This is a genomic window from Sphingomonas sp. NIC1, assembly GCF_001638925.1.
GTDB classification, from domain to species: domain Bacteria; phylum Pseudomonadota; class Alphaproteobacteria; order Sphingomonadales; family Sphingomonadaceae; genus Sphingomonas; species Sphingomonas aquatilis.
Genome location: NZ_CP015521.1, coordinates 1,161,157 through 1,188,147, shown reverse-complemented (window position 1 = coordinate 1,188,147; position 26,991 = coordinate 1,161,157). Strand labels below are relative to the sequence as shown.

Below are 26,991 nucleotides of genomic sequence, written 5' to 3'. Positions count from 1 at the left end.
CGCTCCGTCATCATTCGTGAGGTTCCATGATCGTCGCATCCTCCCCTCGACTGAACCGTATCATCGCCGAGGTCTGGAAGCCGCTGACGCTCCTGTTCGTCTGGGACGTCATCGTTACGGTCACATATTACGTCCTGCCGTTCAAGGCGCCGTCGCTGCCGCTGACGCTGTTCGGGTCGGTGCTGGCGCTGTTCCTGGGCACGCGCGCCAATTCGGCCTATGCGCGCTGGTGGGAAGGGCGCTCCTTGTGGGGACTGATGATCAATGCCTCGCGCAACATCAGCCGCGAAGCGCGCAACTTCCTGCCCGCCGAAGAGGCACATGACCTGCGCCGCACGATCGTACTGCGCCAGATTGCCTATGTGAACGCGCTACGCTGCCAGCTGCGCAAGCAGCCCGTCGACGAACAGGTGCTGAAATATCTGTCGCGCGGCGAGGCGGAGCCGGCGCTTGCCCGCACCAACATCGCCAACGGCCTGCTCGACGGCACCGGCCGCCGTATCGACGATGCGCGCCGTGCCGGGCTGATCGATACGATCCAGCAGACGCGGATGGAATCGACCCTCGTCGACATCGCCAATTCGCAAGGCGGGATGGAGCGGCTCAAGAATACGCCGCTGCCGAACCAGTTCCGCTTCTTCCCGACGCTGTTCACCCACGTCTTCTGCATCCTGCTGCCGATCGGCCTCGTCGAGACGTTGGGCTTCGCGACGCCGCTGGGGTCGACGGTGGCGGGGCTGATGTTCCTTGCGGTGCTCGCGATCGGTGACGATCTGGTCGATCCGTTCGCCAATACGGTTCACGATCTGCCGCTGACCGCGATGTGCCGGACGATCGAGATCGATCTGCTCCAGTCGATCGGCGACGAGGCACCCCCGCCGCTGACCCCGGTCAAGGGCGTGCTCTGGTAAGGCTACAGCGTGTAGCCGCCGTCGCTCAGCAGGCAGCTGCCGGTGACGAGCGCGGCGGCGTCGGACAGCAGGAAGCCTATCTGCGCGGCAATCTCCTCCGCCTTGGCATAGCGGCCCAGCGGCGTGGCCATCGCCGCCATTTCCGCAAAGGCGGCGTCACGACCGATCGCGGCGACCCGGTTCGCAAACATCGGGATGGCATCCCACACCGGGGTTTCGACCCCGGCCGGGGCGATGGCGTTGACGCGGATGCGTCGCGCCGCGGCCTCCTTGGCGGCGACCTTCACCAGATGGATCAGCGCCGCCTTCGACGCGCCATAGGCGGCGACGCCCGCTTCCGCCTTGATCCCCGCTGCCGATGCGGTCGCGACGATCGCGCCGCCGTCCGCCACCGCCCGCAATGCCGCGCGCAGCGTCAGGAACGCGCCATCCAGGTTCACCGACAGGATGCGTCGCCATTCGGCGAAGTCGAGGTCGGCGATAACGCCCGCGCCGGCCACCCCGGCATTGACCACCGCACCGTCGATGCCGGCAAGATAGGGTGCCGCGGTGTCCCAGAACGCCTCGTCCGCGACGTCGCCGGGCAGCAGGTCCAGCGTGCAGGGCAGGTCGATCGCGGCCAGCGCCGCCGCATCGCGGTCGACCAGCACCAGCCGGCGCGCGCCCTCGGCGGCGAGATGTTGCGCGGTGGCGAGGCCGATGCCCGATGCGGCACCGGTGACGAGTATGTGACGGTTCGCGAAGCGGCTCATGCCGTCCCGCATAGCAGGATCTACGCCGCGGCGTTATCGATGCCCAACTCGCCCAATTTGCGATACAAGGTCGACCGCCCGATCCCCAACCGCCGTGCGACTTCGGTCATCCGCCCGCGATAATGGCCGATGGCAAGGCGGATCACGTCCGCTTCGATATCCTCCAGCGGGCGCAGGTTGCCGTCCGGCCGGAACAGCGTCACCCCGCCGCCCGACAGCGTCGCCGTGCCCGCGCTACCCGGCCGACGATTGCCCAGCGAGGCGATCTGCGGGAAATCCGCCCGCGTCAGCGCCGCGCCCTCGCACAGCACCGCGGCGCGAAACAGCGCGTTCTGCAACTGGCGGACGTTGCCCGGCCAGTCGTATTGCACCAGCAGCGCCAGTGCATCGTCGGTAATCCCCAGCGGCCGCAGCCCCGGCTGCTGCGCAATCCGCGCCAGCAGATGCCGCGCCAGCGCCGGCACGTCGGCCAGCCGTTCGCGCAACGGCGGGATCGTCACCTGCACCACGTTGAGCCGGTAATAGAGGTCCTCGCGGAACCGCCCGGCGGCAACTTCGTCGAGCAGCGTCTTGTTCGTCGCGGCGATCACGCGCACATCCACCTGCCGCGCATGACGCGCGCCGATCGGCTGGATCTCGCCCGACTGCAGCACGCGCAGCAGCTTCACCTGCGCCTCGAGCGGCATTTCGCCCACTTCGTCGAGCAGTATGGTGCCGCCGTCGGCATCGGCGAACTTGCCGATCTTGCGTTCGAACGCGCCGGTGAACGCGCCCTTTTCATGCCCGAACAATTCGGATTCGACGAGGTTCGCCGGAATCGCCCCGCAATTGACGGTGACCATCGGTTTCTTCGATCGCGGCGAGGCGGCATGGATCGCATCGGCGACCACTTCCTTGCCGACGCCGCTTTCGCCCTCCACCAGCACCGGCACGCGCGCCCGCGCCGCCTTGGCGGCGATGGCGAGCGCGGCGCGGAAATCGGGCGAGGAGCCGACGATCTCGTCGAACGCCAGCAGCGCCGGAATCTTCTCGGTCAGCGGGCGCAATTCCCCCGCCGCCGTGCCCGCCACCGCCGCCTCCAGCGCGGCGAGCAGGCGTTCGGGCGCCAGCGGCTTGACCAGGAAATCGGTTGCGCCCGCGCGCATCGCGGCGACGGCATGCGCGACCGATCCGTTGGCGGTCAGCATCAGGATGGGCAGCGCCGGGCGTCGTTCGCGCAGCTCGGCGATCAGCGGGCCGGCATCGGCATCGGGCGCCCAATGGTCGAGCAGGATTGCGTCCAGCTGCATTCCGTCCTGCGTGCCGAGCTGCGCCAGCGCCATCTCGCCATCGGCGGCGAAGATCGATCGCCAGCCGGCACGCGCGGCCAGCGCCGACACCAATCGCCGCTGCGCAGGTTCGTCGTCGATCAGCAGAAGCAGCCGCTGCCCGTTGCGCGTCATAAGGTTTTCCGTCCCGGTTCGGGGCAAGCGATACACAGCCGGAGTAAAGGCGGGCTTAAGCCGGTGCAGGCGTACCTTGCCTTGACGCCCATGGCGCTTTGCGGGCAGTGATCGTGCAACAGGGGCGAAGGCGCCACAGGCAAACAGGGGTTGGATGATGGCCGGCAACGGTGACATGAAGGCGCATGTGGCGACCTATTCGAGCGTCACGAAGATGCTGTTCTGGGGCGCCATCGCCTGTGCGGTTATCGCCGCGCTGGTGATCTGGCTGATCGCCTGAGCGACCGCCGACATGAAGATCGCCGTACTCAAGGAACATGTTGACGGCGAGCGGCGCGTTGCCGCCACGCCGGAAACCGTCAAGAAATTCATCGCCCTGGGTGCGACCGTCGCGGTGGAAACCGGTGCCGGTGCCGCCGCCCGTTATGCCGATCAGGCCTATGCCGATGTCGGCGCCAGCGTCGCCGACCGCGCGAGCACGCTCGCCGGCGCGGACATCATCCTCGGCGTGCAGGGCCCCGATCCCGCCGGTCTGACGGGTGCCGCTGCCGGAGCGTGGATCGTCGCCGGCTTCAACCCCTTCGGGGACCGCGCGCGAATCGACGCCTATGCCGCCGCCGGCTACGAAGCGCTGGCGATGGAATTCATGCCGCGCATCACGCGCGCGCAGTCGATGGACATATTGTCGTCGCAGTCGAACCTCGCCGGGTACAAAGCGGTGCTCGACGCCGCGGCCGAATATGGCCGCGCCTTCCCGATGATGATGACCGCGGCCGGCACGGTCAGCGCCGCCAAGGTGTTTGTGATGGGCGTCGGCGTCGCCGGCTTGCAGGCGATCGCCACCGCGCGGCGCCTCGGCGCGCAGGTCTCCGCCACCGACGTGCGCTCCGCGACGAAGGAACAGATCCAGAGCCTCGGCGCCAAGCCGATCTTCGTCGAGAATGTGAAGGGCATCGAGGGCGAAGGGGCCGGCGGCTATGCCGGCGAGATGAGCGACGAATATAAGGCGGCGCAGGCCGAACTCGTGTCGTCGCATATCGCCAAGCAGGATATCGTCATCACCACGGCGCTGATCCCCGGCCGCCCGGCGCCCCGCCTGATCAGCGATGCGCAAGTCGCCAGCATGCGCCCTGGCAGCGTCATCGTCGACCTCGCCGTCGAACAGGGCGGCAATGTCGAAGGCGCGGTGGCGGGCGAGATCGTCGAGCGCCACGGCGTCACGATCGTCGGTCATCGCAACGTCGCGGGCCGTCTGCCCGCCGACGCTTCGGCATTGTTCAGCCGCAACCTCTACAACTTGCTCTCGACCTTCTGGGACAAGGAGGCCGGCCGCCCGGTGCTCGACGCCGAGATCGGCGACGCCGTCCGTTTGACCAAGGACGGGCAGGTGGTGAACGCCCGGCTGCTCGGCGCATGAGGGGGGCTGTCCTACACGCCGGTCTTGGGCCTAGTCTTGCGCCGATGAACCGCGAATCGTGCCTCCGTTCCATCGCGACGAACCGTTCGGGTTCGCGGTATGGCAAACAGGGGGATACCGTTTCGCTCACTTTGTCCACTTTGGAAGCGCCGGTACGCCGCGCCGAATCGGTCGGGAGCTGAATCATGGACTTCGTCGCGATCCTCTCGATCTTCGTGCTGGCCTGCTTTGTTGGATATTATGTCGTCTGGTCGGTCACGCCGGCGCTGCATACGCCGCTGATGGCGGTGACCAACGCCATCTCCAGCGTCATCATCGTCGGCGCCCTGATCGCCGGCGCGGCGGCGGGAAGTGCCTCGTCGAAATGGCTGGGGCTGCTTGGCGTGGTACTGGCCAGCATCAACATCTTCGGCGGATTCGCGGTCACCAGCCGCATGCTCGCCATGTACAAGAAGAAGGACCGGCCGGCGCCGGCCAAACACTAGGCAATTCGTCACCCCGGCCTTGGGGTCCCATCAAAGTATTACTTTGATGGGGTCCCTGAGCCGGGGTCCCGCTTCTTCTGGCGGCGGGACAAGACAGCGGGACCCCGGGTCGAGCCCGGGGTGACGAAGGGGGATACGGGGACATGGAACACGCAACCGCCGGCAGCTCGTTCGCGGCGCTCGCCTATCTGATCGCCGGGGTGTGCTTCATCCTCGCCTTGCGCGGCCTGTCGTCGCCGACGTCCAGCCAGCGCGGCAATCGCTTCGGCATGATCGGCATGACCATCGCCGTCGTGACGACGCTGGTGACGCATGTGCCGATCGACCAGTTGCTCGTGAGCGGCGCGACGCCGACCTATGATTACACGGCGATCCTCAGCCGCGTCGATTACGTCACGATGCTCGAAATCCTCGCCGCGATCGGCGTCGGCGCGGTCATCGGCATCACCACCGCGCGCCGTATCGCGATGACCGCGATGCCGCAGCTCGTCGCCGCCTTCCACAGCCTCGTCGGCTTGGCGGCCGTCCTCGTCGCCTGCGCCGCCTTTCTCAACCCCATCGCCTTCGGCATCGCCGACATGGTGATCCCGATGATCGGCCAGCCCTTTGCCGTCATCCATGGCGTCAGCCGCGTCGAAATGGGCCTCGGCGTCGCGATCGGCGCGATCACCTTTTCGGGCAGCGTCATCGCCTTCCTGAAATTGAACGGCAACATGGGTGGCAAGCCGATCCTGCTGCCCGGCCGCCACGCGATCAACCTCGCCGTGCTGGCCGCGATCCTGCTGCTCGTCGCCTATTTCACGCAGGATCAGAGCCTCTGGATCTTCTGGACGATCACGATCCTCAGCTTCGCGATCGGTTTCCTGCTGATCATCCCGATCGGCGGCGCGGACATGCCGGTCGTCGTCAGCATGCTCAACAGCTATTCGGGCTGGGCGGCGGCGGCGATGGGCTTCACGCTGCACAACAGCGCGATGATCATCACCGGTGCGCTGGTCGGCTCGTCGGGTGCGATCCTCAGTTACATCATGTGCCGCGCGATGAACCGCAGCTTCATCAGCGTCATCGCCGGCGGCTTCGGGGCAGAGGCCGCGGCGGGCGGCGGCGGCGACAAGGTCGACCGTCCGTGGAAGCGTGGCTCGGCAGAAGACGCCGCCTTCCTGATGAGCCAGGCCGAACAGGTCGTCATCGTGCCGGGCTACGGCATGGCAGTTGCGCAGGCACAGCACGTGCTTCGCGAAATGGCCGACAAGTTGAAGGAGCATGGCGTCCGTGTGAAATACGCGATCCATCCCGTCGCGGGCCGCATGCCGGGCCATATGAACGTGCTGCTCGCCGAAGCGAACGTGCCCTATGACGAGGTGTTCGAGCTCGAAGACATCAACTCCGAATTCGCGCAGACCGACGTCGCCTTCGTGATCGGTGCGAACGACGTCACCAACCCGGCGGCCAAAACGGACAAGTCCTCGCCGATCTACGGCATGCCGGTGCTCGACGTCGAAAAGGCGAAGACCGTGCTGTTCATCAAGCGCTCGATGGGCGGCGTCGGCTATGCCGGGGTCGATAACGACGTGTTCTACATGGACAATACCATGATGCTCCTCGCCGATGCGAAGAAGATGGTGGAGGAGATCGTCAAGGCGCTCGACTGATGGCGGCGGGTGTCTCCATTTCGGATGTAATTGGCGTTTCGGCGCCATTTGCCTCGGAAATGGAGGTGACTGACCGCGATCCCGTCCCCGGCCCGCGTATCGTGCCGCCATGGGGAAGGCGACGTTTACCGAATGGGCGGGGCAGGGCGGTGCCGCCTGCTACAAGCACCGCGGCCGCGCGATGCTGCTGATCGCCGACAGCGACATGGGCGATGCCGCCGACGCGGCGATCGCCGCCGCCGGGGGACGGCCCTTGCGGCGCATCGCCTGGGCCGAGGTGGAGGCGGGCCTCGCCGCCGTCGTCGCGGCGCCCGTCGTGCTGGCGGAGGCGGGCGGCGTGGCTCCCGAACGGCTGGAACAGGCGCTGCCTGCACTGTGCCGCTTCCTCGACGCCATGGAGACGCGCGGCGTCGTCACGTTCGCCACGGACCAGATCGATCTCGTCGCCCGCCATTTGATGGATGCCCCCGTCGAATTGCTCTGCGACGCCACCATCCCGCAGCGCGCGCTGGCGCTGGCCCAGGCGGCACTGCCCCGGGCGCTGATGCTGAACGACAGCATGCCCGACCGGGTCGAGGACGATCGCCACGCCTACAGCCCGCAGGGCGCCGAATCCGACGACCAGCACATCCGACGCATGGCCGAAGGGATCGCGCAAATCTCGCGCATCACCGCCGGCCTCCTCTCCCATACCGCACCCGCGGAGGCTGGCCCGGGTGCCAGCGACCTCGCCGATCGCCGCCGCAGCTTCGCCAGCGAGCCTGCGCCCGGCGGTCAGGTCGTCACGCCGCAGGAGGTGCGCCGCGTGATCCAGTTGCGCCAGTCGCGCAGCCGCTTCTTCGGCCAGTTCATCGGCGAGGGGCTGTTCGAAGACCCGGCGTGGGACATGCTGCTCGACCTGTTCGCCGCCGAGCTGGAGGGCAATCGCGTCAGCGTGTCCAGCCTGTGCATCGCCGCCGGTGTCGCGCCGACCACCGCGCTGCGCTGGATCGCCCGCATGACCGACATGGGCCTGTTCGTCCGCCACCCCGACCCCGTCGACCGCCGCCGCGCCTTCATGACCCTGTCGCCCCGGGCCAGCGAGGCGATGCGCGCCTATCTGGTGGCGGCGCGGAAGGCGTGAGTGCGCTTCCCTCTTGCGGTTCCGCTCCGGCTTTGGCAGGGCGGACATCCCCGACAGGGGGCGCTTAGCTCAGTTGGTAGAGCATCTCGTTTACACCGAGAGGGTCGGCGGTTCGAGCCCGTCAGCGCCCACCATCCCCCCCCCCCGATGATCAGGCCTGTGCCGCCCCGAAGTCCGATGGCGTCCGCCGCGGGCCACCGCTGCCGCGCCGGTTGAGCGCCTGGCGCACCCGGTCGAGCAGTTCAGTGCTCCGATAGGGCTTGCTGAGCACGTCGGTGGCGCGCTTGCGGGGTCCGTTGACGACCAGTTCCTCGTTATAGCCGGTGGTTAGCAGCACAGAGACGCTGGGATCGCGCTCCATTACCGCATCGGCTAGCATCAGACCGTTCATGCCGCCCGGCATCACCAGATCGGTGAACAGCAGGTCGATATGATTGTCGGGATGGACCTTGTCGAAGGTCTTGAGGCCCTGTTCGCCGCTGATCGCGGTGGTGACGCGATAGCCCGCGCTCGTCAGGATCTCGCTCGCGACCGCCAACACCTCGTCATTGTCCTCGACGATCAGCACATGTTCGACATAGCCACGCGGCTGCGCTGGTGCCGCGTTCAGTGCGTCGACGCTGGCATCGGACGTGCCCGCCTCTTCGCTGGGGCGCGCGACGGGGAAGATCATCATGACGCTGGTGCCGCGACCGTCCTCGCTCTCGATGTCGAGGCGGCCGCCGGACTGGCGCAGGAAGCCGCTGGCCATGGCGAGGCCGAGCCCCGTGCCCTGACCGACGCCCTTGGTCGTGAAGAACGGTTCGACCGCGCGCTCCAGCACCTCGGGCGGCATGCCCGTGCCCTCGTCCTTCACCTCGAGCACGACATAGTCGCCGGGCGCCAGTTCGCGTGCGGTTTCGGGGGTGAGCGACAGGCGACGCGTCCCGATCGTCACCTCGCCGCCATTGGGCATGGCGTCGCGGGCGTTGTTGACGATGTTGAGCAGCGCCATTTCGAGCTGGTCGGGATCGACGACGACATGCGGCAGCCCACGACGCAGGCTGAGATGCAGGTCGACGTATTTCGACACCGAGCTTTCGATCACCTCGCTGAATTCGGTGACGAGGTGGCTGAGATCGATCGCGCGCGGCTCCAGCCGCGTCTTGCGGGCGAAGGCGAGTAGCTGGCGGGTGAGCTTGGCGCCGCGCTCGGCGGCAGACTGTGCCGCGGCGACATAGCGCTTCGCCTTGTCACTGTCGGTGACGGCGGACAGCAGGTCGAGATTGCCGTTCACCACCTGGAGCAGGTTGTTGAAATCGTGGGCGAGGCCGGCGGTGAGCTGGCCGATCGATTCCATCTTCTGCGCCTGGCGATAGCTTTGCTCGACGTTGCGGCGGCGCGTGACGTCGAGCTGGCTGGCGAAGAAATAGAGGAGGTTGCCCTCGACGTCGTAAACCGGGCCGATGAACACCGCGTTCCAGAACGGCGAACCGTCGCGGCGGTAGTTGAGCAATTCGAGCGCGATCGACTGGCGGGCCTCGATCGCCTCGCGCAGTTCGGCGACGGCGCCGCGATCGGTCTGCGACCCCTGCAGGAAGCGGCAGTTGCGGCCCAGCACCTCGGCTTCCTCATAGCCGGTCAGGTCGAGGAACGCCTTGTTGGCGAAGGCGATCGGATTGTCGTCCTGGTTGGGATCGGTCAGGATCATCGGCATCCGCGTCATCTCGATCGCGGCGAAGAAGACGTTGCCGCGATCGTCGAGGCCGGGGCGCGTGATCGTGCTTTCGCGCCAGTGATGCAGGCCGGGGCGGCCGATCGGGTCGTCGTGACCGCTGTCGATCGTGCCGGCGGACGGGACTCCGGTCGCCTGTCCGATCAGAGGCGCGTCGGACGCGGTGCGTTCAGTGGGGTGCTGGGAGTCATCAGCCATGGATTCGGGCATGGCCCAGTCGGCCCCAACAGGCAAGTCGCGACCGTGACTGGTTTATTCCACCGATCATGGTCGATCGCCACCCTCGTCGCGATATTTGATCTCCAGATAGCGGCCGCGCGTCGACAGGCTGTCGAGGTCGTTCTGCGCCAGCCGGGCGGTCATGTCGGCGATTTCCTGCTCGATCAGCTTGAGGCCGGCGACGAGTTCGGCGTCGGGCGTGCGGCCGTTGCGCTCGACGCGGCGCAGCGGTTCGGGAACGCGCGCGTAATCGGTAACGAAGGCGGGCAGCTGTTCGCCGATCAGGCGGCGGACCTCATAGGCCTCTTCCTCGCGGCCATCGAGCCGGCCGAGCTGCGGCGACAGCGTTTCGAGGCGGACGCCGATCTGGTCGACCAGCCCGCGTGCCGGCGCAGGCAGCATCGGGCGCTGCGCATCGAGCCAGCGTTCGGTCTTGGCGGGCAACGCCTTGATATCGGTTTCGCGCAGCACCTTCTCGCTCGGCGCGCGGGCGGCGGGTGCGATGGCGATCGCGATCGTCACCGCCGCCATCAGCAGCAGCACGGCGAGTCCGCCGAACAGCCCAAGCGGCACGACCATCCCCGCCACCGCGGCGGCGATCAGGATGATCGCATTGACCGCGCAGATGATTGCGAAGCGCGTGCCGACACCGACCGCCTTGCGCTTCAGCCGCTTGCCGTGCGCGCGATAGGCGGTGCCGAGCTTTTCGGCGACCGGCCCGCGATAGTCCTCGCTGATCCGGGCCATCGTCGCGCGGGCGCGGGCGATCTGTTCGTCGACCTCGGTCATGCCAGTCTCACAGCGACTCCAGGCGATAGCTGTCGGTCGACGGACCCTTCAGCGCGCCCTGCGCGGCGCCTTCCGCCCGCGCGATATAGCCCTTCGACTTCTCCACCTCGCTGCCGAGCGCGGTGACGGTGGTCTTCATCGAATCAAGCGCCTTGATCTTGAACGTGTCGATCGCGTCCATCGTGTCATAGATGTTCTGGAAGGCGCGTTGCAGCGTTTCCAGCGGGATGGTCGAAGCGGCGGCCTGTTCATGGATCGCGGCGGTGTTGCTGCGCAGCAGCTTGCCGGTCGAATCGATGATGTTGGCGGTCGTCGTGTTGAGCTGCGTGATCGATTCCAGCACCAGTTTCTGGTTGGTCAGCGCCTGCGCCACCGTCACCGCGGTGCGCAGTGCCGAGACGGTCGTGGTGCTGGCGCGATCGACGCCCTTCACCAGTTCGACGTTGTTCTTCTTGACGAGGTCGAGCGCCAGATAGCCCTGCACCGTCACCGCCATCTGCGTCAGCAGGTCTTGCGTGCGCTGGCGCGTGTAGAACAGCGCGGTTTCGCGGATCGCCTTCGCCTTGGCGGGATCGGTGTGGTCGAGGTCGGCGGCCGTCTCCTCCAGCTTGGCGTCCATCGCCTTGCTGAGGTGGATCATCTGTTCAAGGCGCCCCATCGCGCCCCACAGGTTGGCGCGTTCGGTATCGATGGCGGCATTGTCCATCAGCAGTTCGTCCTTGCCGCTGGCAAGGTTCTTCAGGATCGCGCTGATGTGCGTCTGCGACGACTGATAGCTTTCGAAATAGTCGCGCATCTTCGACCCGAAGGGGATGATGCCGAAAATCTTCTTGGGGCCCGAGAGCGCGCCCTTGCGGCCGGGATCGAGGTCTTCGATCACCCGGCGCAGCTGGGCGAGGTCGGCGCCGACGCCACTTTCCTTGTCCATCGCGCGGATCGGGCGATCGAGGAAGCGGTTCGACTGGCCCGCCGCCTCGCGGATTTCCTTCGCGCCCATCGCGGTGATCGCATCGACGCGCTTGCCGAATTCGGGGCTGTTGACGTCCTCGGCGACGAGATCGCGGACGAAAGTGTCGACGCGGGTTTCGAGCTGCGTCTTCTTGGTGTCGTCGATCGGCACGAGGCCCGCGGCGCGCTCGGCCTGCACGGTCGGCACGGGATCGGGCGGGGTCAGCACCAGCCCCGGTTGCGTAGGTGCGCTCAAGGTATCGGCGCTCGTCGCCATCATCGTCCTCCAGCGGGCATCGGCCCGTTGCCCCGCAATGTGCCGGTTGCGGGGGCGGGGTTCAAGTGTGTCATGTGAATAATACGCTTGCAAGCGGTGATGGGGGTGATTCGGGCCGCGGAAGTGGACGAAGTGGACGGTGCGTTACGTCCGGAAACGCCACCTGTGCTGCGCCTGCCGGCGGAGGGCAGGGCGAGGGTGGGCGTGGCCATGGCAGCGGTATAGCGGATCCGGGGCGTGTAGGACAGCGGGGTTGCGATACGGTGGGATGTCGGCGTCCACTTGGTCGTCGGTGACGATCGAAGCATATGGCGGCCATGCGCACCTTATGGAACGATCGCGCCCGATCCGGCGGCTCACCCCCGTTGAAGGCCCAAGGGATGACTTTAGCATTATTATCAACAACGAGCCGATAGATATTGCAAGCGCGCGCGAGCGAAAAGCTCTCGATAGTAAAATCGTCGACCGACGTTGTCGAATGCTTGTCGATCCATTTTCGGCTGTTAATGTTGCGAAGACCCTTCACTCGAATGGTCATTATCGGGGGATATATGAAATATTCGAAATTGGGGTTGCTTCCCCTGCTCGCTTTGGTGACCGCATGCGGCGGTAGCGATGGATCAAGCGCGGGTGGGGCGGTGAGCGTTACACCGGCTCCCTCGCCAGCCCCTACGCCGGCGCCCACCCCGACGCCGACGCCCGCTCCTACGCCCACGCCCACTCCAGCGCCGACTCCAACCCCGACGCCGACATCGGCAACGCTGCCGATCTCCTCCCCCATCCCCAGCGATGGCAATTGGTCGACCCTGCAGGGTGACCCGGGGCATACCGGTTATGTTGCCGGGAGCTATACAGCCGCAAAATTCGCCGACGCCTGGACGATTACGACTCCCAAACCTCCTAGCGATGTCGCGGCACGGGCGGGAAGCGTATTCTACAATGTGCTGCAGGCGGACGGCCACGTCTATACGCAGGCCGTATCGACCACGAGCGGCGCGTCGCTGTGGGGTTTCGATCTTGGCGGAAACAACGTATACCCGAATACGATGCCATTCGGTCCAGCCTACGCGAATGGTCGCGTAGTATCGATGGCGCCGAATAACACATCGTCTGCCGCACCGTTTCAGGTGATCAATGCTTCGAACGGTGGGTACGTCAGTACGGTAACGTACGATGCACAATTCAGTAACGGTAGCGTCCTAACGCCCGTTGGAGACGAATTGTTCTTCACATCAGGGTATTATGGCAACGTCGTGTTCGCCGCGAACGCCGCCACGGGAGACAAAATCTGGCGTAACTCGGACAGTACGCAGTATGGCGGCTATGTCATGCAGGGGGAGAGTGTCGCCGTCGATCAGAAATACGTCTACTTTTTCCGCGTTGGGTCGCTTTCGATCCTAGCTCGGGATGGAAATCTTCTGCAAAGCATTCAAAACCCGTTCTTTTCGCAAAATTACATTAGTTACTTCGGGGAATATGACGGCGCTCCGATGCTGGACGGTAATGGCCACGTATTTACCTATGCAGACAATTATATGTTCGGTAAATCGTTGCCGCTTATCGGTTTCGCCGTCAATGCCGCCAAGCCAATGTGGCGTACCAGTTATAGCTATACTGGACAGCCTGCAGTCCGGGGTGGCAAAATCTATGCCGTCCGGTCCTCCAGCACGATGGTCGACGTGATCGATGTGCTCACCGGCTTGGTCACGAGCTCGATCAACGTGGGCGGCAGCGGTAACCTGACCAGCAATGTGATCGTCACCGACAGCCATCTGTTCGTCGCGAATGCGGCAACGACGTTTGCCGTGGATCTGAACGGCGGTAATCCAGCGCCAACCTGGACAACGGCATTCGGCGGCAACCTGGCCATCACGCCGGATGGATATCTGATCATTTCCACCAAGACGGGTCTGCACGCGGTGAAGCTCAAATAGGTTTCGGCTCGTACGGCGGCGGCGGCGGGGGCGCGCGCGATGATAGGCGCAAGGATCATTCCGTCATCCATCCCCGCCGCCGCCCCCCTTCCCGCGACGCAACATTTCGGCTATGGGCGCGCCCGATACCCTATAGATCAGGAATTCCCATGAGCCTCCGCAACGTGGCGATCATCGCGCACGTCGATCACGGCAAGACGACGCTGGTCGATCAGCTCTTCCGCCAGTCCGGCACCTTCCGCGACAACCAGCGTGTCGAAGAGCGCGCGATGGATTCGAACGACCTCGAAAAGGAGCGCGGGATCACCATTCTCGCCAAGCCGACCTCGGTCGACTGGGCGCCTCCCGGTGGCGGCGAGACCGTGCGCATCAACATCGTCGACACCCCGGGGCACGCCGACTTTGGTGGTGAAGTCGAACGCATTCTCTCCATGGTCGACGGCGTCGTGCTGCTGGTGGATTCGTCGGAAGGCGCGATGCCGCAGACGAAGTTCGTGACCGGCAAGGCGCTGGCGCTGGGCCTGAAGCCGATCGTCGTCGTCAACAAGGTCGACCGCCCCGACGCGCGCATCCAGGAGGTGCTGGACGAGGTGTTCGACCTGTTCGTGTCGCTGGACGCGAACGACGAGCAGCTCGACTTCCCGGTGCTCTATGCCTCGGGCCGCAACGGCTATGCCTCGACCGACATGGACGCGCGCGAAGGCACGCTGATCCCGATGTTCGAGACGATCGTCAACCACGTGCCGCCGCCCAACCTCGACAAGGACGCGCCGTTCACCTTCCTAGTGACGCTGCTGGACCGTGACAACTTCCTGGGCCGCATCCTGACGGGTCGCGTCAATTCGGGCACTGTGAAGACCAACCAGCCGATCCATGCGCTCGATAATGATGGCAACATCATCGAGACGGGCCGCGCGTCGAAGATCCTGTCGTTCCGCGGGCTCGATCGCGTGCCGGTCGACGAAGCGAGCGCGGGCGACATCATCAGCCTCGCCGGCCTGACCGTCGCGACCGTCGCCAACACGATCGCCGACACGACCGTCAGCGAGCCGCTGCACGCGCAGCCGATCGATCCGCCGACGCTGTCGATGCGCTTTGCCGTGAACGATTCGCCGATGGCGGGTCGCGAGGGCAGCAAGGTGACGAGCCGCATGATCCGCGACCGTCTGTTCCGCGAGGCGGAATCGAACGTCGCGGTGAAGGTGACCGAAGCCGCCGATCGCGACAGCTTCGAAGTCGCCGGCCGCGGCGAACTGCAGCTGGGCGTGCTGATCGAGACGATGCGCCGCGAAGGCTTCGAGCTGGGCATCAGCCGCCCGCGCGTGCTGTTCGGCGAGGACGAGGACGGCAAGAAGACCGAGCCGTACGAAACCGTCATCATCGACGTCGACGAGGAGCATTCGGGCACCGTCGTCGAGAAGATGAACCTGCGGAAGGCCGAACTGACCGACATGCGTCCGTCGACCGGCGGCAAGACGCGCATCACCTTCTCCGCGCCCTCGCGCGGCATGATCGGTTACCACGGCGAGTTCCTGTCGGACACGCGCGGCACCGGCATCATGAACCGGCTGTTCGAGCGTTATGGTCCGCACAAGGGCCAGATCGAAGGCCGCAAGAACGGTGTGCTGATCTCGAACGGCGCGGGCGAGGCGAACAGCTATGCGCTCGGCCCGCTCGAGGATCGCGGCATCCTGTTCGTCGGCCACGGCGAGGCGCTGTACGAAGGCATGATCATCGGCGAGAACGCCAAGACGGATGACCTGGAGGTCAATCCGATGAAGGCGAAGCAGCTGACGAACTTCCGTGCATCGGGCGGCAAGGACGATGCGATCCGCCTGACCCCGCCGAAGAAGATGACGCTGGAACAGGCGATCGCCTACATCGACGACGACGAGATGGTCGAAGTGACGCCGAAGTCGATCCGCCTGCGCAAGCGCCACCTGGATCCGCATGAGCGCAAGAAGGCGTCGCGCGCCAAGATGGCGGCGTAACGCTTTCGGGTTCTGGTTTGAGAAGGGGGCGTCCGAGCGATCGGGCGCTCTCTTTTTTTGTGTGCGGTGGGGCGGGCGGACCGGTGATCCTGCCCGATCCGTCACCCCGGGCTTGACCCGGGGTCCCGCTTTTAGGCGGGGCGGAGAAGAAGAAGCGGGACCCCGGGTCGAGCCCGGGGTGACGGGGAGGGTTAGCGGGGGACGGAATATGCGACGCCTTGCGGTGCTGCCTCCTGCCGCCGGTGGCGATCGCTTGTCGGGCGTGGGCGCTCGCCGATGGGGCGGGTGGAAGGTGTCTTGACCTTCCCGTCATCCCGGACGGGTCCGCTGCGGCTAGGGGACGTTTTGCGCCTCTTGCCGCCCCCTGGCGGCGCGGTGGACCCCGGAACGAGTCCGGGGTGACGGTGTGGTTGGGCGACGACGGGGCGCAAAAAAGGGGCGGCGCCTCGTGGTGCCGCCCCTGCTTTAGGTCAGGTCAAATTGCTTACTTGAAGCGGCCGCTGACCGAGACGCCGATGATGCGCGGTTCGTTGAATACCGCGGCCATGTAGTTTTCGATCACGCCCTTCAGGTTCTTTTCGTTGGTGATGTTGCGAGCGAAGGCGGCGACTTCGTAATTGTCGTCCGGCGTCGTGTAGCCGATCTTCAGGCCGCCTTCGAAATTGCCCTTCGAATAGAATTCCGCGGTCTTGTAGAGCACGAAATTCGTGTAACCCTGGATGTTCCAGTCGGTCGCGGCGAAGAGCTTGCCGCCGTTCGACAGCGGCACGTCGTAGCGCGCGGTGGCGTCAAGGTTCCAGCGCGGGGCGTTGGGCAGCGGGTTGCCGTCGACCGCCGCGAAGGTGTTGGCGCCGACCTTGATCGTCGGATTCTGCACGGTGCAGACGACCACGCCGTTGAGGATGCAGACCTGCGCATAGACGCGCTTGTCGCGGATCTTCGAGGCCAATGCGCTGGCGCCGAGGGTCAGCGTCAGGTTCGGGATCGGGCGGAATTCGCTGTCGATCTCGACGCCATAGGCGCGCGCCTTGTCGGCATTGAACAGCACGCCATTGCCGTTCACGTCATTGCCGTTCAGCTGGATGTCGTTGACGACATAGGTGAACAGCGACGAATTGACGCGCAGGCGGCCGTCGAGGAACAGGCCCTTAGAGCCGATTTCCCACGAGGTGATCGTCTCGCTGTTCGCGGTGGTGAAGGGCGAGTTGAACACCGCCGAACGGCCCTGGATCGTCGGCCCGCGGAAGCCGCGCGCGACGCGGGCGTAGACGCTGTTCTGGCCGTCGATCGCGTAGAGCGCCGAGACGTCCCAGCTCGGCTCCTTGCCCTCGAGGCGGACCGACGTCGGCGCGGTCGCGGGGAACAGGCTGGCGGTGCCCGCGGCGTTGAAGACCGGCTTCACGAGCGCGGTCTTCTTGAGGTCCTCGGTATAGCGTGCGCCGCCGGTGATGGTGAAGTCCGGCGTCACCTTGAAGCTGGCCTGACCGAACGCCGCCCAGCTGGTGTTGACGTCGCGCAGACGCACCCAGTTGTTGGGATTGCGCGTGTTTCCAAGGGCATCCGGGCCGGTCAGGAAGTAGGACCGTTGGTAGAATTCCGTGGTGTCCTTCTGGTTGAAGTAGAATCCACCGACCTGCCACGTGAAGCGCTGGCCCGCGGCCGACGCAAGGCGGACTTCCTGGGTGTACTGGTCGAGGCCGCGGATGTTGCCCTGGCTCTGCCCGTAGCCGTTGGGGCGGCCGTTGAACGGATAGTTCACCGCCGCGCCGCCATCGGTATCGCCGCGGCTGTAGCCCGAGGTCGTCTCGTACGCGCTGATCGAGGTGAGCGTGACCGGCCCGAAGTCATAGGCGGCGTTCACCGACGTGCCGTAGGTGTCGTAATCCTGCGGATTGTCGTTGCCCTCGTCGAGCGCGATGCGGTCGCGCGGTTCGGCCGAGACCGAATTCGAGCCCTTCTTCAGCGCCGCGCGATGGAAGATCGTCGAGGTGCCGTGATAGCCGCGCGCATGGCCCGACACGTTGACCGAGAAGGCGTCGGTCGGCGTCAGCAGCACCTGGAGGCGCACGTCCTTTTCGGTGAAGCCGCCCATCGCATTCTTCTGCGGCGTGCGCGTGCTGTCGGCGCTGTAGCCGGCGAAGGTGTTGTCGACCCAGTCGTTGCGATGCTGCATCAGGCCCGACAGGCGGACGGCGACCTTGTCCTGAACGATCGGACCGCCGACGCCGGCGTCATAGGTGAAGGTGCCGAGGCTGCCGGCCGACGCCGACACGCGACCCTGCCAGGTTTGCGAAGGCTTGATCGTGTCGAACTTAATGATACCGGCGGTCGTGTTGCGACCGAACAAGGAACCCTGCGGTCCGCGCAAGACTTCGACCTGCTGTACGTCGAACACCGGATTGGACTTCAGGACGACATGCTCCAGAACAACATCATCCTGAATGATGGAGACTGGTTGGCTGGCGCCCAGGTAAAAGTCGATGTTGCCCAAACCGCGGATGTAGAAGCGCGGGAAGATGCGGCCGGTGGTGGTTTCGGCATAGAGACCGGGGACGCGACCCGAGAGCGCGAGAATGTCTTCGCCGCCCGACTGGAGGTTGCGCAGTTCCGGCCCGCCGACGACGGCGACCGAGATCGGCACGCGCTGCAGGTTTTCGGCCCGGCGTTCGGCGGTGACGACGATGTCGCCTAGATCGCCGGTGTCGGCCTGCGGCGCGGCGTCGGCCGGGGCGGGAACGGGCGCAGGCGCCGTCTGGGCGAGGGCGGGCGCCGCGAGGCCGGCGGCGCCGAGCAGCAGCATGGTCTTGAACACACGAGACGTCACGAAATTCCCCTTTATGGTCTGGCGCGAGGGGACCATGTTCGCGTGGCAGGCGCGCGGGTGATCCCGTTCGCGAATGCCCGTCGTATCGGATGGCGCCCCCTGCGGCTGTCGCGCGACTAAGCGCGGATTGTGTCGTCTTCGTGAACATATGTGTCCGGGCGGACGGTAAACCGCGGATGAACGCCGCATTCCGGCTCGGTTCAGCCCGAATCACCTAGAGCACTGGCAACACGCTCGGACCGTTGTGCGTTTGGCCCAACCCGGACGTCGTCAGTGAGGAGGTTCGTCATGAACGGGTTTTTGAAGAAGGCAGGATTGGGTGTGGCGCTCGCCGCCACCGCGCTGACCGCCGCCGCGCCGGCCGACGCGCAGCGCTGGGGCGGCTATCGTCACTATAATCGGGGTGGCGGCGACGCCGTTGCCGGTGCGCTGCTGGGCAGCGTGCTGGGCCTGGGCATCGGTGCGGCGATCGCGAGCAGCAACCGTCCGCGCTATTACGATCGCGGCTATTATTACGATGCGCCGCCGCCCCCGCCGCGCGTCGTGTATGAAGACCGCTATTACGCGCCGCCTCCGCCCCCGCCGCGGATCGTGGTGCGCGAGCGCTACTATAACTACAATTATCCTTCCTACGGATATGGCTACGGCTACTGACAGCAGCGGTTTCGTCGGGAAGGCGGCGTGGGCAGCGATGCCTGCGCCGCTTTTTCGTGGCGGGCGCGCGCCATTGGCGTTAAGCGCGCGCGGATGACCGATACGCCCCCCGATCGCCTGTCGACCGACCCGTCGAGCCCGTATTTCGACCAGCCCGCGCTGGAGCGCGGCATCGGTATCCGCTTCAAGGGCAAGCAGCGCCACGACGTCGAGGAATATGACCGCGCCGCCGGCTGGATCCGCGTCGCGCTGGGCAAGAAGGTCGACCGCCACGGCCGCCCGCTGACGATCAAGCTCACCGGCGAGGTGGAGGCGTGGTTCGAACGCCCTGCGCCGGGGGCCGAGGCTGAGGACGGCGCCGAGGGCTAAGCCCCCGATCGCGACTGGCTGAACGTGAGGGCGTGGCGGGGAACCGGTGCGCCCTTTTTGCTGGGCGATGCGTGTGACGGAGGGGGGCAATCGTGACGATCGTCCCGAAACCGTAGCCCCAGCGCAGGCTGGGGTTTCTCTCGGCTCCGGTCGCGCGCTGTCACCGGACGATCCCTGCCTGCGCTGGGATGACGTTTGGGGCGGGTGGATCGACGCGCCGCCGCGTCAGCCCAAAACGCGGCCGATGCGCACGAGGACGCCGGTGGGGTCGCTGACCGCGAATTCATAGGTGCCCCAGGGGGTGGCGTGGGGCGTGTCGGGCAGGATGATGAGCTCGCGCACCCGGTCGGCGATCGCATCGACGTCGTCGACGTAGAGGTAAAGGCCGAAGGGATTGTCCTCGACATTTGCTGGCCAGCCGGGCGCGTGGCGCAGGTGAAGGTGCCAGCCGCGGCCATCCTCCAGAATGCGATATTCGCCCCAGTCGGACGCGAGGGTGAAGCCCAAACGGGCGTAGAAGGCGGTGCTGGCGGCGAGGTCGCTGCTCGGCACGATGGCGACGACATGGTGGGACATCGGGATCGGCCTCCTGCCGGGACGGCTTATCGCTTGGGCAGGTGCCGCAGGATCGCCGGCATCTCCGCATCGATGACCGGGCGGGGATCGCCGTCGCCGTAGCGCACGCTACTGCGATAGCGGAGCAGCTGTCGATAGGGGTGCGCGCGGGTGCCGGGCGCGCTGACGGAGATCCAATAGGCGAAGGGAGCGGTGCGGGTCGGCTCCGCGACGATCACGTCGCCTGCGAGTGGGCCGGCGTCGATATACCGCACCTCCTGATTGTTGTTGCGGCCGGTCCGGTGCGTGAAGACGGGCGTGAAGCGGTCGGCGGCCCGGTCATAGGCGAACAGCGCAGTCGCGATCCGCTGGTCGCCGTTGGCGCCATGCAGGCTGCCGACGCGGAGCAGCAGAAGCGGGGTATGGTCGCGAGGGTGGACGATGCGTGCGGCGAGCAGGTCGTGCGCCTCGGCATAGGGATCGGCGCCGCCGGGTGGGGTGAGCAGGCGCGGGACATCGGGCTGGCAGGCGCCGCCGGGATGGCCGAGGCACAGGCGGACCGCGCCGGGCACGGTGCCTTCGCCGAGGATGGGATCGGGGATGGCAGGTCCCTGCGTCGCGGCGAGGCGCCACGGGGTGCGGGTGGCGAAGGGGCGGGTGAGGTCGATCGTGTCCGGCAGCGGGGGCGCGGCGGGGCTGGAGGCGGCGATCAGGAGCAGGGCGAGCAGCGGCATAAGCATGCATCCTTCGCGGGCGAGGCGCGGGCAATCTGCGCGGTGAAATCTTGCGCGTTGCTGAACGTCGTTGGTGAGCGGCGCGCGGGCTGGCGGGGGTGGTTGTGGTTCGCTTGGGCGGCGCGCTGGCGGTGGTGTTGGAGGCGCTGTCTCCCCGGTTCGGCGAGGTGCGAGAGCGGTGGAGGGGGCAGGCCATGGCCAAGCGCGCGTTAACCATATTGGCGCTGGTGGTCATTGGTGTGAGACGCAAGAGGGTTGCGCAGGATTACCGATCTGGTACGTTGGTGTCCGCTGGTGGGGCCATGGCATCCCATCGGCCGGCGATCGCGTCCAGATATTGGCGTGCAACGTCGAGCGTTCCTGGTACATAGCGATAGTGGGTTTCGCGCCCCGCGCTGGTCCGGGTGACGAGGCCCGCCTGTTCGAGCAGGTGCAAATGTTTGGTGACGGCTTGGCGGGTCATTCCCGCATGCGTCGCCAGCCGGGCGATCGGTCGGGCGACGCCGCTGCGAAGCGTGACGAGCAGCAGCAGCCGCGTGGGATCGCCGAGAATGGCGAACAGCCGCGCGGCCTGCACGGGCTTGGCGACGGACGGCGGAACGGACATCGGCAACCTCCCGGTTGCCCAGGCAACCGTCAGGGTGCCGACAGAGCAACCAAACGGTTGCGATGGTGGCAACCCTTGGGTTGCTTATGATCGACGTACGTTGGTTAGGCAACGCCGTCGTTGCCATCGATATGTGGTGCGCATCCTTGGCTGTGGTGTCGACTGCTTGAGGCGCATGCCCAGCCGGCGCGGGGACGTTCTGCCTCGGTGGCAGAGCCGGGCGCCGGTGGACGCAAAACCGTCAAAATGCGGCGGCATGGTCGACCCGGGACGTCAGGTGCGATGGCCCGTGTAAATGGACGAGCGTCGGAGGCAGACATGAACCGGGCAGGGCGGGCCGTGATGACGATGGTGGCGGGCGCGCTGATGCTGTCGGCCGGGCCGGCGGTCGCCAGCGAGCCGGGCCTGGAGCTGATCGGCACGACGCAGATTCCGTTCGACAGCCGGTTCGACGGGATCACGATCGGCGGACTGTCGGGGCTCGATCGGCTGCGCGGTGACCAGTATCTCGCGATATCGGACGACAAGGGCGATGGCCGCCCGCCGCGCTTCTATCAGCTATCGATCGGGCTCGATCCGGCGCATCGCGCGATGACGGTGCAGGTCGAACGCCAGACACCGCTGCGCGACCTGCGGGGCGTGCGCTTCCCGATGGACCGCGCGGTCGTCGATCCCGAAGGCATCCGGCATCTGGCGCACGGGCATATCCTGTGGTCGTCCGAGGGCACGTGGAGCGAGGATCCCGCGCTGCGGGTGCAGCCGGCGATCTACGAAAGCAACGCGGCCGGCCGTGTGCTGCGGCAGTACCATTTGCCGTCGGCCTATCTCTACGCGGACAATCGCACGCGTGGGGCGGCATCGAACGGCGTGCTGGAGGGGCTGGCGGTCGCGCCCAAGGGCGGCGTGTTCGCGATCAATGAGGTGCCGGCGTATGAGGACGGGACGGCGAATGGGCCCGCGCTCCATCGCCTGACCCGCTTCGATCCGCGGACCGGGCGGCCGCTGCGCCAATATGTCTATGACGTGCCGGATGCGCGCTACAGCGTGTCGGAATTGCTGGCGATCGACGACCGGCGCTTCCTGTCGATCGAGCGCGTCGCGCCGTTCGACATGCGGCAGGGCGTGCGCGCGCGGATCGTGCTGTCGCGGATCGCCGACGATACGACGGACGTGCTGTCGTGCCCGGCGCTGCCGCGCTGCGCCGCGGTGCCGATGACGCGCGAGGTGCTGCTCGACCTGCCCGGCCGGTATGACGGGGTGCTGATCGACAATCTGGAGGGGATGGCGTGGGGCCCGCGACTGTCGGACGGGCGGCGCACGCTGATCCTGGTGGCGGACGACAATTTCAATCCGGAGGAGACGACGCAGTTCCTCGCCTTCGCCTGGCCGGGGGCGGACCCGCTGCGGTAGCGGGTCCGTCGGCGGCAGTTACGCCGCCTCGAGCGCCTCGGTTGCTTCCAGCCATTGTGCTTCGAGCGCGTCGATGCGGTCCTGCGCGTCGGCGCGGCGCTTCATCAGGTCGCCCATGGCGAGCTTGGCGAAGCGCGGCTCGGCGGTCTTGGGATCGAACATGGCGCGATCGAGCGCGTTGCGTTCGGTGGTGAGCTTGGCGATCTCCGCCTCCGCGTCGCGGATCGCCTTGCGGCGCGCCTTGTCGGCGTCGCGGTCGATCGGCTTGGCCTTGTCCTTCTTCTTGCCCTTCTCCTCTGGCTGCTTGTCGCCCGCGAGGACGAAGGCGATGTAATCGTCGAGGCTGCCGTCGAATTCCTGCGCGGTGCCGCCGTCGACCAGCACGAGGCGGTCGGCGGTCATTTCCAGCATGTGGCGATCGTGGCTGACCAGCACGACGGCGCCCGAATAGGCGTTGAGCGCCTGGATCAGCGCCTCGCGCGCGTCGACGTCGAGGTGGTTGGTCGGTTCGTCGAGGATCAGCATGTGCGGCGCGTCACGGGTGATGAGCGCCAAGGCGAGGCGCGCCTTTTCGCCGCCCGACATCTTGCCGACCTTGCCCACCGCCTTGTCGCCCGAAAAGCCGAAGCGGCCGAGCTGCGCGCGCACCGCCGCCGGGCTGGCGCCGCGCATGATACGGGTCATGTGCTCGAGCGGCGTGTCGTCGGCGTCGAGCTCCTCGACCTGGTACTGGGTGAAATAGCCGACCTTCATCTTGCCGGTCGCGTTCATCTCGCCGTCCATCGGCGTCAGCTGCGCGGCGAGCAGGCGGGCGAGCGTGGTCTTGCCGTTGCCGTTGCGGCCCAACAGCGCGACGCGGTCGTCGGGATCGAGGCGCATGTTGAGGCGCTTGAGGATCGGCGTGTCGGCATAGCCGACGCTCGCCATGTCGAGCGTGATGAGCGGGGGCCGGAGCTCGCTGGGATCGGGGAAGTCGAACGACAAAGTCGGATCGTTGGCGAGTTCGGCGATCGGCTGCATCTTGGCCAGCATCTTCTGCCGGCTCTGCGCCTGTTTGGCGGTGGAGGCGCGGGCCGAGTTGCGCGCGACGTAATCCTGCAGCTTGGCGCGCTGCGCGTCCTGGTTCGCCTTGGCGGCGGCGAGCTGTGCCATGCGCTCGGCGCGCTGGCGTTCGAAGCTGTCGTAGCCGCCGGCATAGAGCGTGATCTTGCCGTTCTGCAGGTGCAGGATGTGGTCGACGACGTTGTTGAGGAAATCGCGTTCGTGGCTGACGACGACGATCGTCGCCTTGTAGTTCACGAGGAAGTCCTCGAGCCACATCACCGCTTCGAGATCGAGGTGGTTCGACGGTTCGTCGAGCAGCAGCAGGTCGGGCTGCGAGAAGAGGAGCGCGGCGAGCGCGACGCGCATCTTCCAGCCGCCCGAGAAGCTGTCGAGCGGGCGCTGCTGCATCTCTTCGTCGAAGCCGAGGCCGAGCAGGATCTGCGCGGCGCGCATGGGGGCGGTGTAGGCGTCGATCGCGATCAGCCGCTCGTAGACGTCGCCGAGCCGGTCGGGGTCTTCGCACGTCTCCGATTCGATCATCAGCGCGGCGCGCTCGACGTCGGCGGCGAGGACGGTGTCGAACGGCGTCGCGGTGCCAGAGGGGGCTTCCTGCGCGATATAGCCGAGGCGCGCGCCCTTTGGCATGTCGGCGCTGCCGTCGTCGGGCTCCAGCATGCCGGCGATGACGCGGACCAGCGTCGACTTGCCGGCGCCGTTGCGACCGATCAGGCCGACGCGGCTGCCGGGCGGCAGCGCCGCGGATGCGCCGTCGAGGATCGTGCGGCCGCCGAGGCGCACGGTGATGCCGTTGAGGTTGAGCATGGGCGAGGCCCATAGCAGATGTTGCGTTGCAGCTAAAGCGGGCGGGAAGGCGGGGTGTTCACGCGAGGACGCGAAGACGCGACGAGGGTGGGGCTTGGCGCCGCCGGTGTGCCCAAGGCAGGGTGAGCGGTGAGGGTGCCTGCGGCGCGCGCCCTTTGCGACTTCGCGGCTTTGCGTGAACCCTATTACAACGACCGGATCAGGCGGACGGCTTGCGCGATCCAGGGGGGCGAGGGGATCGAGACCGGGCGGGCGGCGGGCATGGGCGGCAGGACGAGCAACGCCTCGCCGTCGATACCGATGAGCCGCGCGAAGAGGAAGCGGCCGGCGGGTTCGGGGAGCAGGATGTCGCGGTTGAGCGCCTGGGCGAAACCGTCGGGCGCGCGCAGGTCGCACCAGATTTCGTCGCCAGCGCGATAATCGCCGACGCTGCCCGTCACCGAAATGGCGATGCCGCCGTTGCTCGGCTGCGGCGCGGGGAGCGTCATTTCGCGGCGGGGGACGTGGGTGCCCTCGCTGTCGAGCGTCGCGGCGACCGGCAGTGCGGTGCGTTCGGGCAATGTCACCAGATCGGCGGGTGCGACCTCCAGCGCCGCGGCGATGCGGTTCAGCCAGTCGACCGAAACCGTCCGCGTCCCCGTCTCCAGACGACCGATCGTCTGGGCGGTTGTTGGAGGGACGCACTTTTGCGCGACCTCTTCGAGGGTCAGTCCCTTGGCCCTACGTACTTGACGGATCGCGGTAATCATGGCGGCTCTCTAACCAGTGTGGTTATTTCGCTGTCCTACAACGTGCGCGATATGGCAAGCCCCCGCGACTCGGAAAGCGAAGGAGCGCGGGATATGCGGGAGGTGGTCGAGCGGACGATCGGCGATGCGCGACGGGTGCGGGTGAACGTCGCGGAATCACCCTTGGGGTGGCTGAAGGCGCGTGGGCTGGTGGACGCGCGGCAGTTCGAGGCGGGCGAGCGGCTGCGCGGCGATTACGAAACGGCGGCGCTGGGGCCGCGGGTGACGATGCGGTGGTCGCCACGCGTCGACGGCGGGGCGGGCGAAGGCCTGGACCCGACGACCGCGCAGATCGCGGCGAAGCGGCGGTTCGATGCGGCGCTCGACGCGGCGGGCAAGGGCCTGTCCGATATCGCGTGGCGGACGATCTGCGCGGGCGAAGCGCTGCCGGTGGCGGAAAAGGCGCTAGGCTGGCCGGTGCGATCGGGGCGGCTGGTGCTGACGCTGGCGCTGGATCGGCTGGCCGATCATTACCGGCTGGCCTGACGGCGCGCGCGGGTGTAGGGCGCGCGCCAAGCAGAACATAAGTGGCACGGATACGTGCCGATGACGGGATGGGTGCAGTGCGGTTCGACTTCGTGAAATGCCATGGGTCCGGCAACGATTTTCCGTTGATCGACGCGCGTGCGCTGTCGCTGAGCGATGCGGATTGGGCGGCGGTGGCCCGCGCGCTGGCCGACCGACGCGGGCCGGTGGGCGGTGACGGGTTGCTGCTGCTGGGGCAAGGTGCTGGCGACGCTGCGTTTTCAATGCGCATGTTCAATGCGGATGGCAGCGAGGCGGAGACGTGCTTGAACGGCTTGCGCTGCGTGGCGCGGGCGGGGTTCGAGGCGCTGGGGATCGATGCCGCCGATGTGTCGTTGAAGACGTCGACCGCCCATGTCGAGCGCGATGCCGATGTGGCGCCGGGTGTCTATACGGTGCGCGAGACCGCGGGGCCGGCGGGGCTGGATGCGGCGGCGTGGCCGCTGACCGGCGCCGGGCCGCGGATCGTCGAGGCGGTGGTGCCGCCGCTGGAGAGCGACCGATTGTTCACCGCGGTATCGATGCCCAACCCGCATCTGGTGACGTTCGTCGATGCCGTGGACGAGACCGAGCTGGTCGCCGTGGGCGAGCGGTGCGAAGCGGCACCCGCATGGTTGCCCAATCGCGCCAACGTGTCGTTCGTCGAGGTGCGCGGCGCGGATCTGTTCGTGCGGACGTTCGAGCGCGGTGTCGGGCTGACCGACAGCTGCGGCAGCGCGATGGCGGCGTCGAGCTTCGCCGCCTGCCTGACCGGGCGGCTGGCCTATGGCGCGCCGATCACGGTGTTCAACAAGGGCGGGTTGGTGCGCGCGGTCGTCGCCGAGGACGCGATGGTCAGCCTGTCGGGCAATGCGACCTGGGAATGGCGTGGATCGGTCGACATCGACCTTATGACGGAGCAGGCGGGAAACTTGCGCGTTGAGGGTCATGCCGACGCGGAGATCGCCGCCTGGGCGCAGTTAGCCGACGCCGCGAGCCGCTGACCCGTCCCAGACCTGATCCAGT

24 protein-coding genes and 1 tRNA gene are annotated in these 26,991 nt (G+C 66.7%); 14 read left to right on the top strand and 11 right to left on the bottom strand.

Going from position 1 to position 26,991, the window contains the following annotated elements:
- The first annotated feature begins 26 nt into the window (after window positions 1-26).
- Window positions 27-911, top strand: a complete 885-nt coding sequence (locus A7E77_RS05745; RefSeq protein ID WP_017980102.1) for a bestrophin family protein — start codon at window positions 27-29, stop codon at window positions 909-911.
- Window positions 912-913: 2 nt separating this feature from the next.
- Here A7E77_RS05745 and A7E77_RS05740 read toward each other — a convergent pair whose 3' ends face one another.
- Window positions 914-1,675: an SDR family NAD(P)-dependent oxidoreductase gene (locus tag A7E77_RS05740; protein WP_063686542.1), complete on the bottom strand. Its 762-nt coding sequence runs from the start codon at window positions 1,673-1,675 to the stop codon at window positions 914-916.
- An 8-nt stretch (window positions 1,676-1,683) separates the two neighbouring features.
- Window positions 1,684-3,105, bottom strand: coding sequence for a sigma-54-dependent transcriptional regulator (locus A7E77_RS05735; RefSeq protein ID WP_017980100.1), 1,422 nt, complete (start codon window positions 3,103-3,105; stop codon window positions 1,684-1,686).
- A 154-nt stretch (window positions 3,106-3,259) separates the two neighbouring features.
- Between A7E77_RS05735 and A7E77_RS17305 the strand changes: the two genes are divergently transcribed.
- From A7E77_RS17305 to A7E77_RS05710, 6 genes are all read left to right on the top strand, one after another.
- Window positions 3,260-3,385 (top strand): aa3-type cytochrome c oxidase subunit IV, encoded by a 126-nt coding sequence (locus A7E77_RS17305; RefSeq protein ID WP_017980099.1) that lies wholly within the window; start codon window positions 3,260-3,262, stop codon window positions 3,383-3,385.
- A gap of 12 nt (window positions 3,386-3,397) precedes the next feature.
- Window positions 3,398-4,522 (top strand): NAD(P) transhydrogenase subunit alpha, encoded by a 1,125-nt coding sequence (locus tag A7E77_RS05730; protein WP_063686540.1) that lies wholly within the window; start codon window positions 3,398-3,400, stop codon window positions 4,520-4,522.
- 185 nt (window positions 4,523-4,707) lie between these two features.
- Entirely contained in the window at window positions 4,708-5,007 is a 300-nt protein-coding gene (locus A7E77_RS05725; protein ID WP_043060847.1) for an NAD(P) transhydrogenase subunit alpha, read from the top strand.
- Between the two features lie 143 nt (window positions 5,008-5,150).
- Complete coding sequence (locus tag A7E77_RS05720) at window positions 5,151-6,659, top strand: NAD(P)(+) transhydrogenase (Re/Si-specific) subunit beta (RefSeq protein WP_063686538.1); 1,509 nt, start codon at window positions 5,151-5,153, stop codon at window positions 6,657-6,659.
- A gap of 109 nt (window positions 6,660-6,768) precedes the next feature.
- Window positions 6,769-7,782: a MarR family winged helix-turn-helix transcriptional regulator gene (locus tag A7E77_RS05715; RefSeq protein ID WP_063686535.1), complete on the top strand. Its 1,014-nt coding sequence runs from the start codon at window positions 6,769-6,771 to the stop codon at window positions 7,780-7,782.
- 58 nt (window positions 7,783-7,840) lie between these two features.
- Window positions 7,841-7,916: transfer RNA gene (locus A7E77_RS05710), tRNA-Val, on the top strand.
- Between the two features lie 17 nt (window positions 7,917-7,933).
- Here A7E77_RS05710 and A7E77_RS05705 read toward each other — a convergent pair.
- From A7E77_RS05705 to A7E77_RS05695, 3 genes are all read right to left on the bottom strand, one after another.
- Window positions 7,934-9,694 carry a histidine kinase famiy protein gene (locus A7E77_RS05705; RefSeq protein ID WP_063689751.1) on the bottom strand — a complete coding sequence of 587 codons (1,761 nt, stop codon included), beginning with the start codon at window positions 9,692-9,694 and terminating at the stop codon, window positions 7,934-7,936.
- 66 nt (window positions 9,695-9,760) lie between these two features.
- Window positions 9,761-10,504 carry a hypothetical protein gene (locus A7E77_RS05700; protein WP_063686533.1) on the bottom strand — a complete coding sequence of 248 codons (744 nt, stop codon included), beginning with the start codon at window positions 10,502-10,504 and terminating at the stop codon, window positions 9,761-9,763.
- A gap of 7 nt (window positions 10,505-10,511) precedes the next feature.
- A complete protein-coding gene (locus tag A7E77_RS05695; RefSeq protein ID WP_063689749.1) occupies window positions 10,512-11,729 on the bottom strand; it encodes a toxic anion resistance protein in 1,218 nt (405 codons plus the stop codon).
- A 551-nt stretch (window positions 11,730-12,280) separates the two neighbouring features.
- Between A7E77_RS05695 and A7E77_RS05690 the strand changes: the two genes are divergently transcribed.
- Both A7E77_RS05690 and typA read left to right on the top strand, forming a co-directional pair.
- Window positions 12,281-13,663, top strand: a complete 1,383-nt coding sequence (locus tag A7E77_RS05690; RefSeq protein ID WP_226341866.1) for a PQQ-binding-like beta-propeller repeat protein — start codon at window positions 12,281-12,283, stop codon at window positions 13,661-13,663.
- A 149-nt stretch (window positions 13,664-13,812) separates the two neighbouring features.
- On the top strand, window positions 13,813-15,654 hold the full coding sequence (gene typA, locus A7E77_RS05685) for a translational GTPase TypA (protein ID WP_043060842.1): 1,842 nt from the start codon (window positions 13,813-13,815) through the stop codon (window positions 15,652-15,654).
- A 484-nt stretch (window positions 15,655-16,138) separates the two neighbouring features.
- Here the strand turns inward: typA and A7E77_RS05680 are convergent, their stop codons facing one another.
- Window positions 16,139-18,514 carry a TonB-dependent receptor gene (locus A7E77_RS05680; protein ID WP_063686529.1) on the bottom strand — a complete coding sequence of 792 codons (2,376 nt, stop codon included), beginning with the start codon at window positions 18,512-18,514 and terminating at the stop codon, window positions 16,139-16,141.
- Window positions 18,515-18,766: 252 nt separating this feature from the next.
- Here A7E77_RS05680 and A7E77_RS05675 point away from each other — a divergent pair, with 252 nt between their 5' ends.
- Window positions 18,767-19,132, top strand: coding sequence for a hypothetical protein (locus A7E77_RS05675; protein WP_063686527.1), 366 nt, complete (start codon window positions 18,767-18,769; stop codon window positions 19,130-19,132).
- 93 nt (window positions 19,133-19,225) lie between these two features.
- On the top strand, window positions 19,226-19,501 hold the full coding sequence (locus A7E77_RS05670) for a DUF3297 family protein (RefSeq protein ID WP_063686525.1): 276 nt from the start codon (window positions 19,226-19,228) through the stop codon (window positions 19,499-19,501).
- Window positions 19,502-19,726: 225 nt separating this feature from the next.
- On the opposite strand, the gene A7E77_RS05665 is transcribed toward A7E77_RS05670, so the two are convergent.
- The 3 genes from A7E77_RS05665 to A7E77_RS05655 all read right to left on the bottom strand — a co-directional run bounded on the left by A7E77_RS05665 (window position 19,727) and on the right by A7E77_RS05655 (window position 21,397).
- On the bottom strand, window positions 19,727-20,077 hold the full coding sequence (locus A7E77_RS05665) for a VOC family protein (protein ID WP_063686523.1): 351 nt from the start codon (window positions 20,075-20,077) through the stop codon (window positions 19,727-19,729).
- Between the two features lie 26 nt (window positions 20,078-20,103).
- Window positions 20,104-20,790 carry a hypothetical protein gene (locus tag A7E77_RS05660; RefSeq protein ID WP_063686521.1) on the bottom strand — a complete coding sequence of 229 codons (687 nt, stop codon included), beginning with the start codon at window positions 20,788-20,790 and terminating at the stop codon, window positions 20,104-20,106.
- Between the two features lie 265 nt (window positions 20,791-21,055).
- Complete coding sequence (locus A7E77_RS05655) at window positions 21,056-21,397, bottom strand: ArsR/SmtB family transcription factor (RefSeq protein ID WP_063686519.1); 342 nt, start codon at window positions 21,395-21,397, stop codon at window positions 21,056-21,058.
- A 318-nt stretch (window positions 21,398-21,715) separates the two neighbouring features.
- Here A7E77_RS05655 and A7E77_RS05650 point away from each other — a divergent pair, with 318 nt between their 5' ends.
- Complete coding sequence (locus A7E77_RS05650; protein WP_078462237.1) at window positions 21,716-22,807, top strand: esterase-like activity of phytase family protein; 1,092 nt, start codon at window positions 21,716-21,718, stop codon at window positions 22,805-22,807.
- Between the two features lie 18 nt (window positions 22,808-22,825).
- Here the strand turns inward: A7E77_RS05650 and A7E77_RS05645 are convergent, their stop codons facing one another.
- Together A7E77_RS05645 and A7E77_RS05640 are read right to left on the bottom strand one after the other, a co-directional pair.
- On the bottom strand, window positions 22,826-24,673 hold the full coding sequence (locus A7E77_RS05645) for an ABC-F family ATP-binding cassette domain-containing protein (protein ID WP_063686514.1): 1,848 nt from the start codon (window positions 24,671-24,673) through the stop codon (window positions 22,826-22,828).
- Between the two features lie 185 nt (window positions 24,674-24,858).
- Window positions 24,859-25,422, bottom strand: coding sequence for a helix-turn-helix domain-containing protein (locus tag A7E77_RS05640; RefSeq protein WP_063686512.1), 564 nt, complete (start codon window positions 25,420-25,422; stop codon window positions 24,859-24,861).
- A 93-nt stretch (window positions 25,423-25,515) separates the two neighbouring features.
- Here A7E77_RS05640 and A7E77_RS05635 point away from each other — a divergent pair, with 93 nt between their 5' ends.
- The gene (locus A7E77_RS05635) at window positions 25,516-25,947 is read left to right on the top strand and encodes a DUF6456 domain-containing protein (protein ID WP_063689746.1); all 432 of its coding nucleotides are present in this window, start codon (window positions 25,516-25,518) and stop codon (window positions 25,945-25,947) included.
- 68 nt (window positions 25,948-26,015) lie between these two features.
- Window positions 26,016-26,969 (top strand): diaminopimelate epimerase, encoded by a 954-nt coding sequence (dapF, locus tag A7E77_RS05630; protein ID WP_063686510.1) that lies wholly within the window; start codon window positions 26,016-26,018, stop codon window positions 26,967-26,969.
- Window positions 26,970-26,991 lie beyond the last annotated feature (22 nt).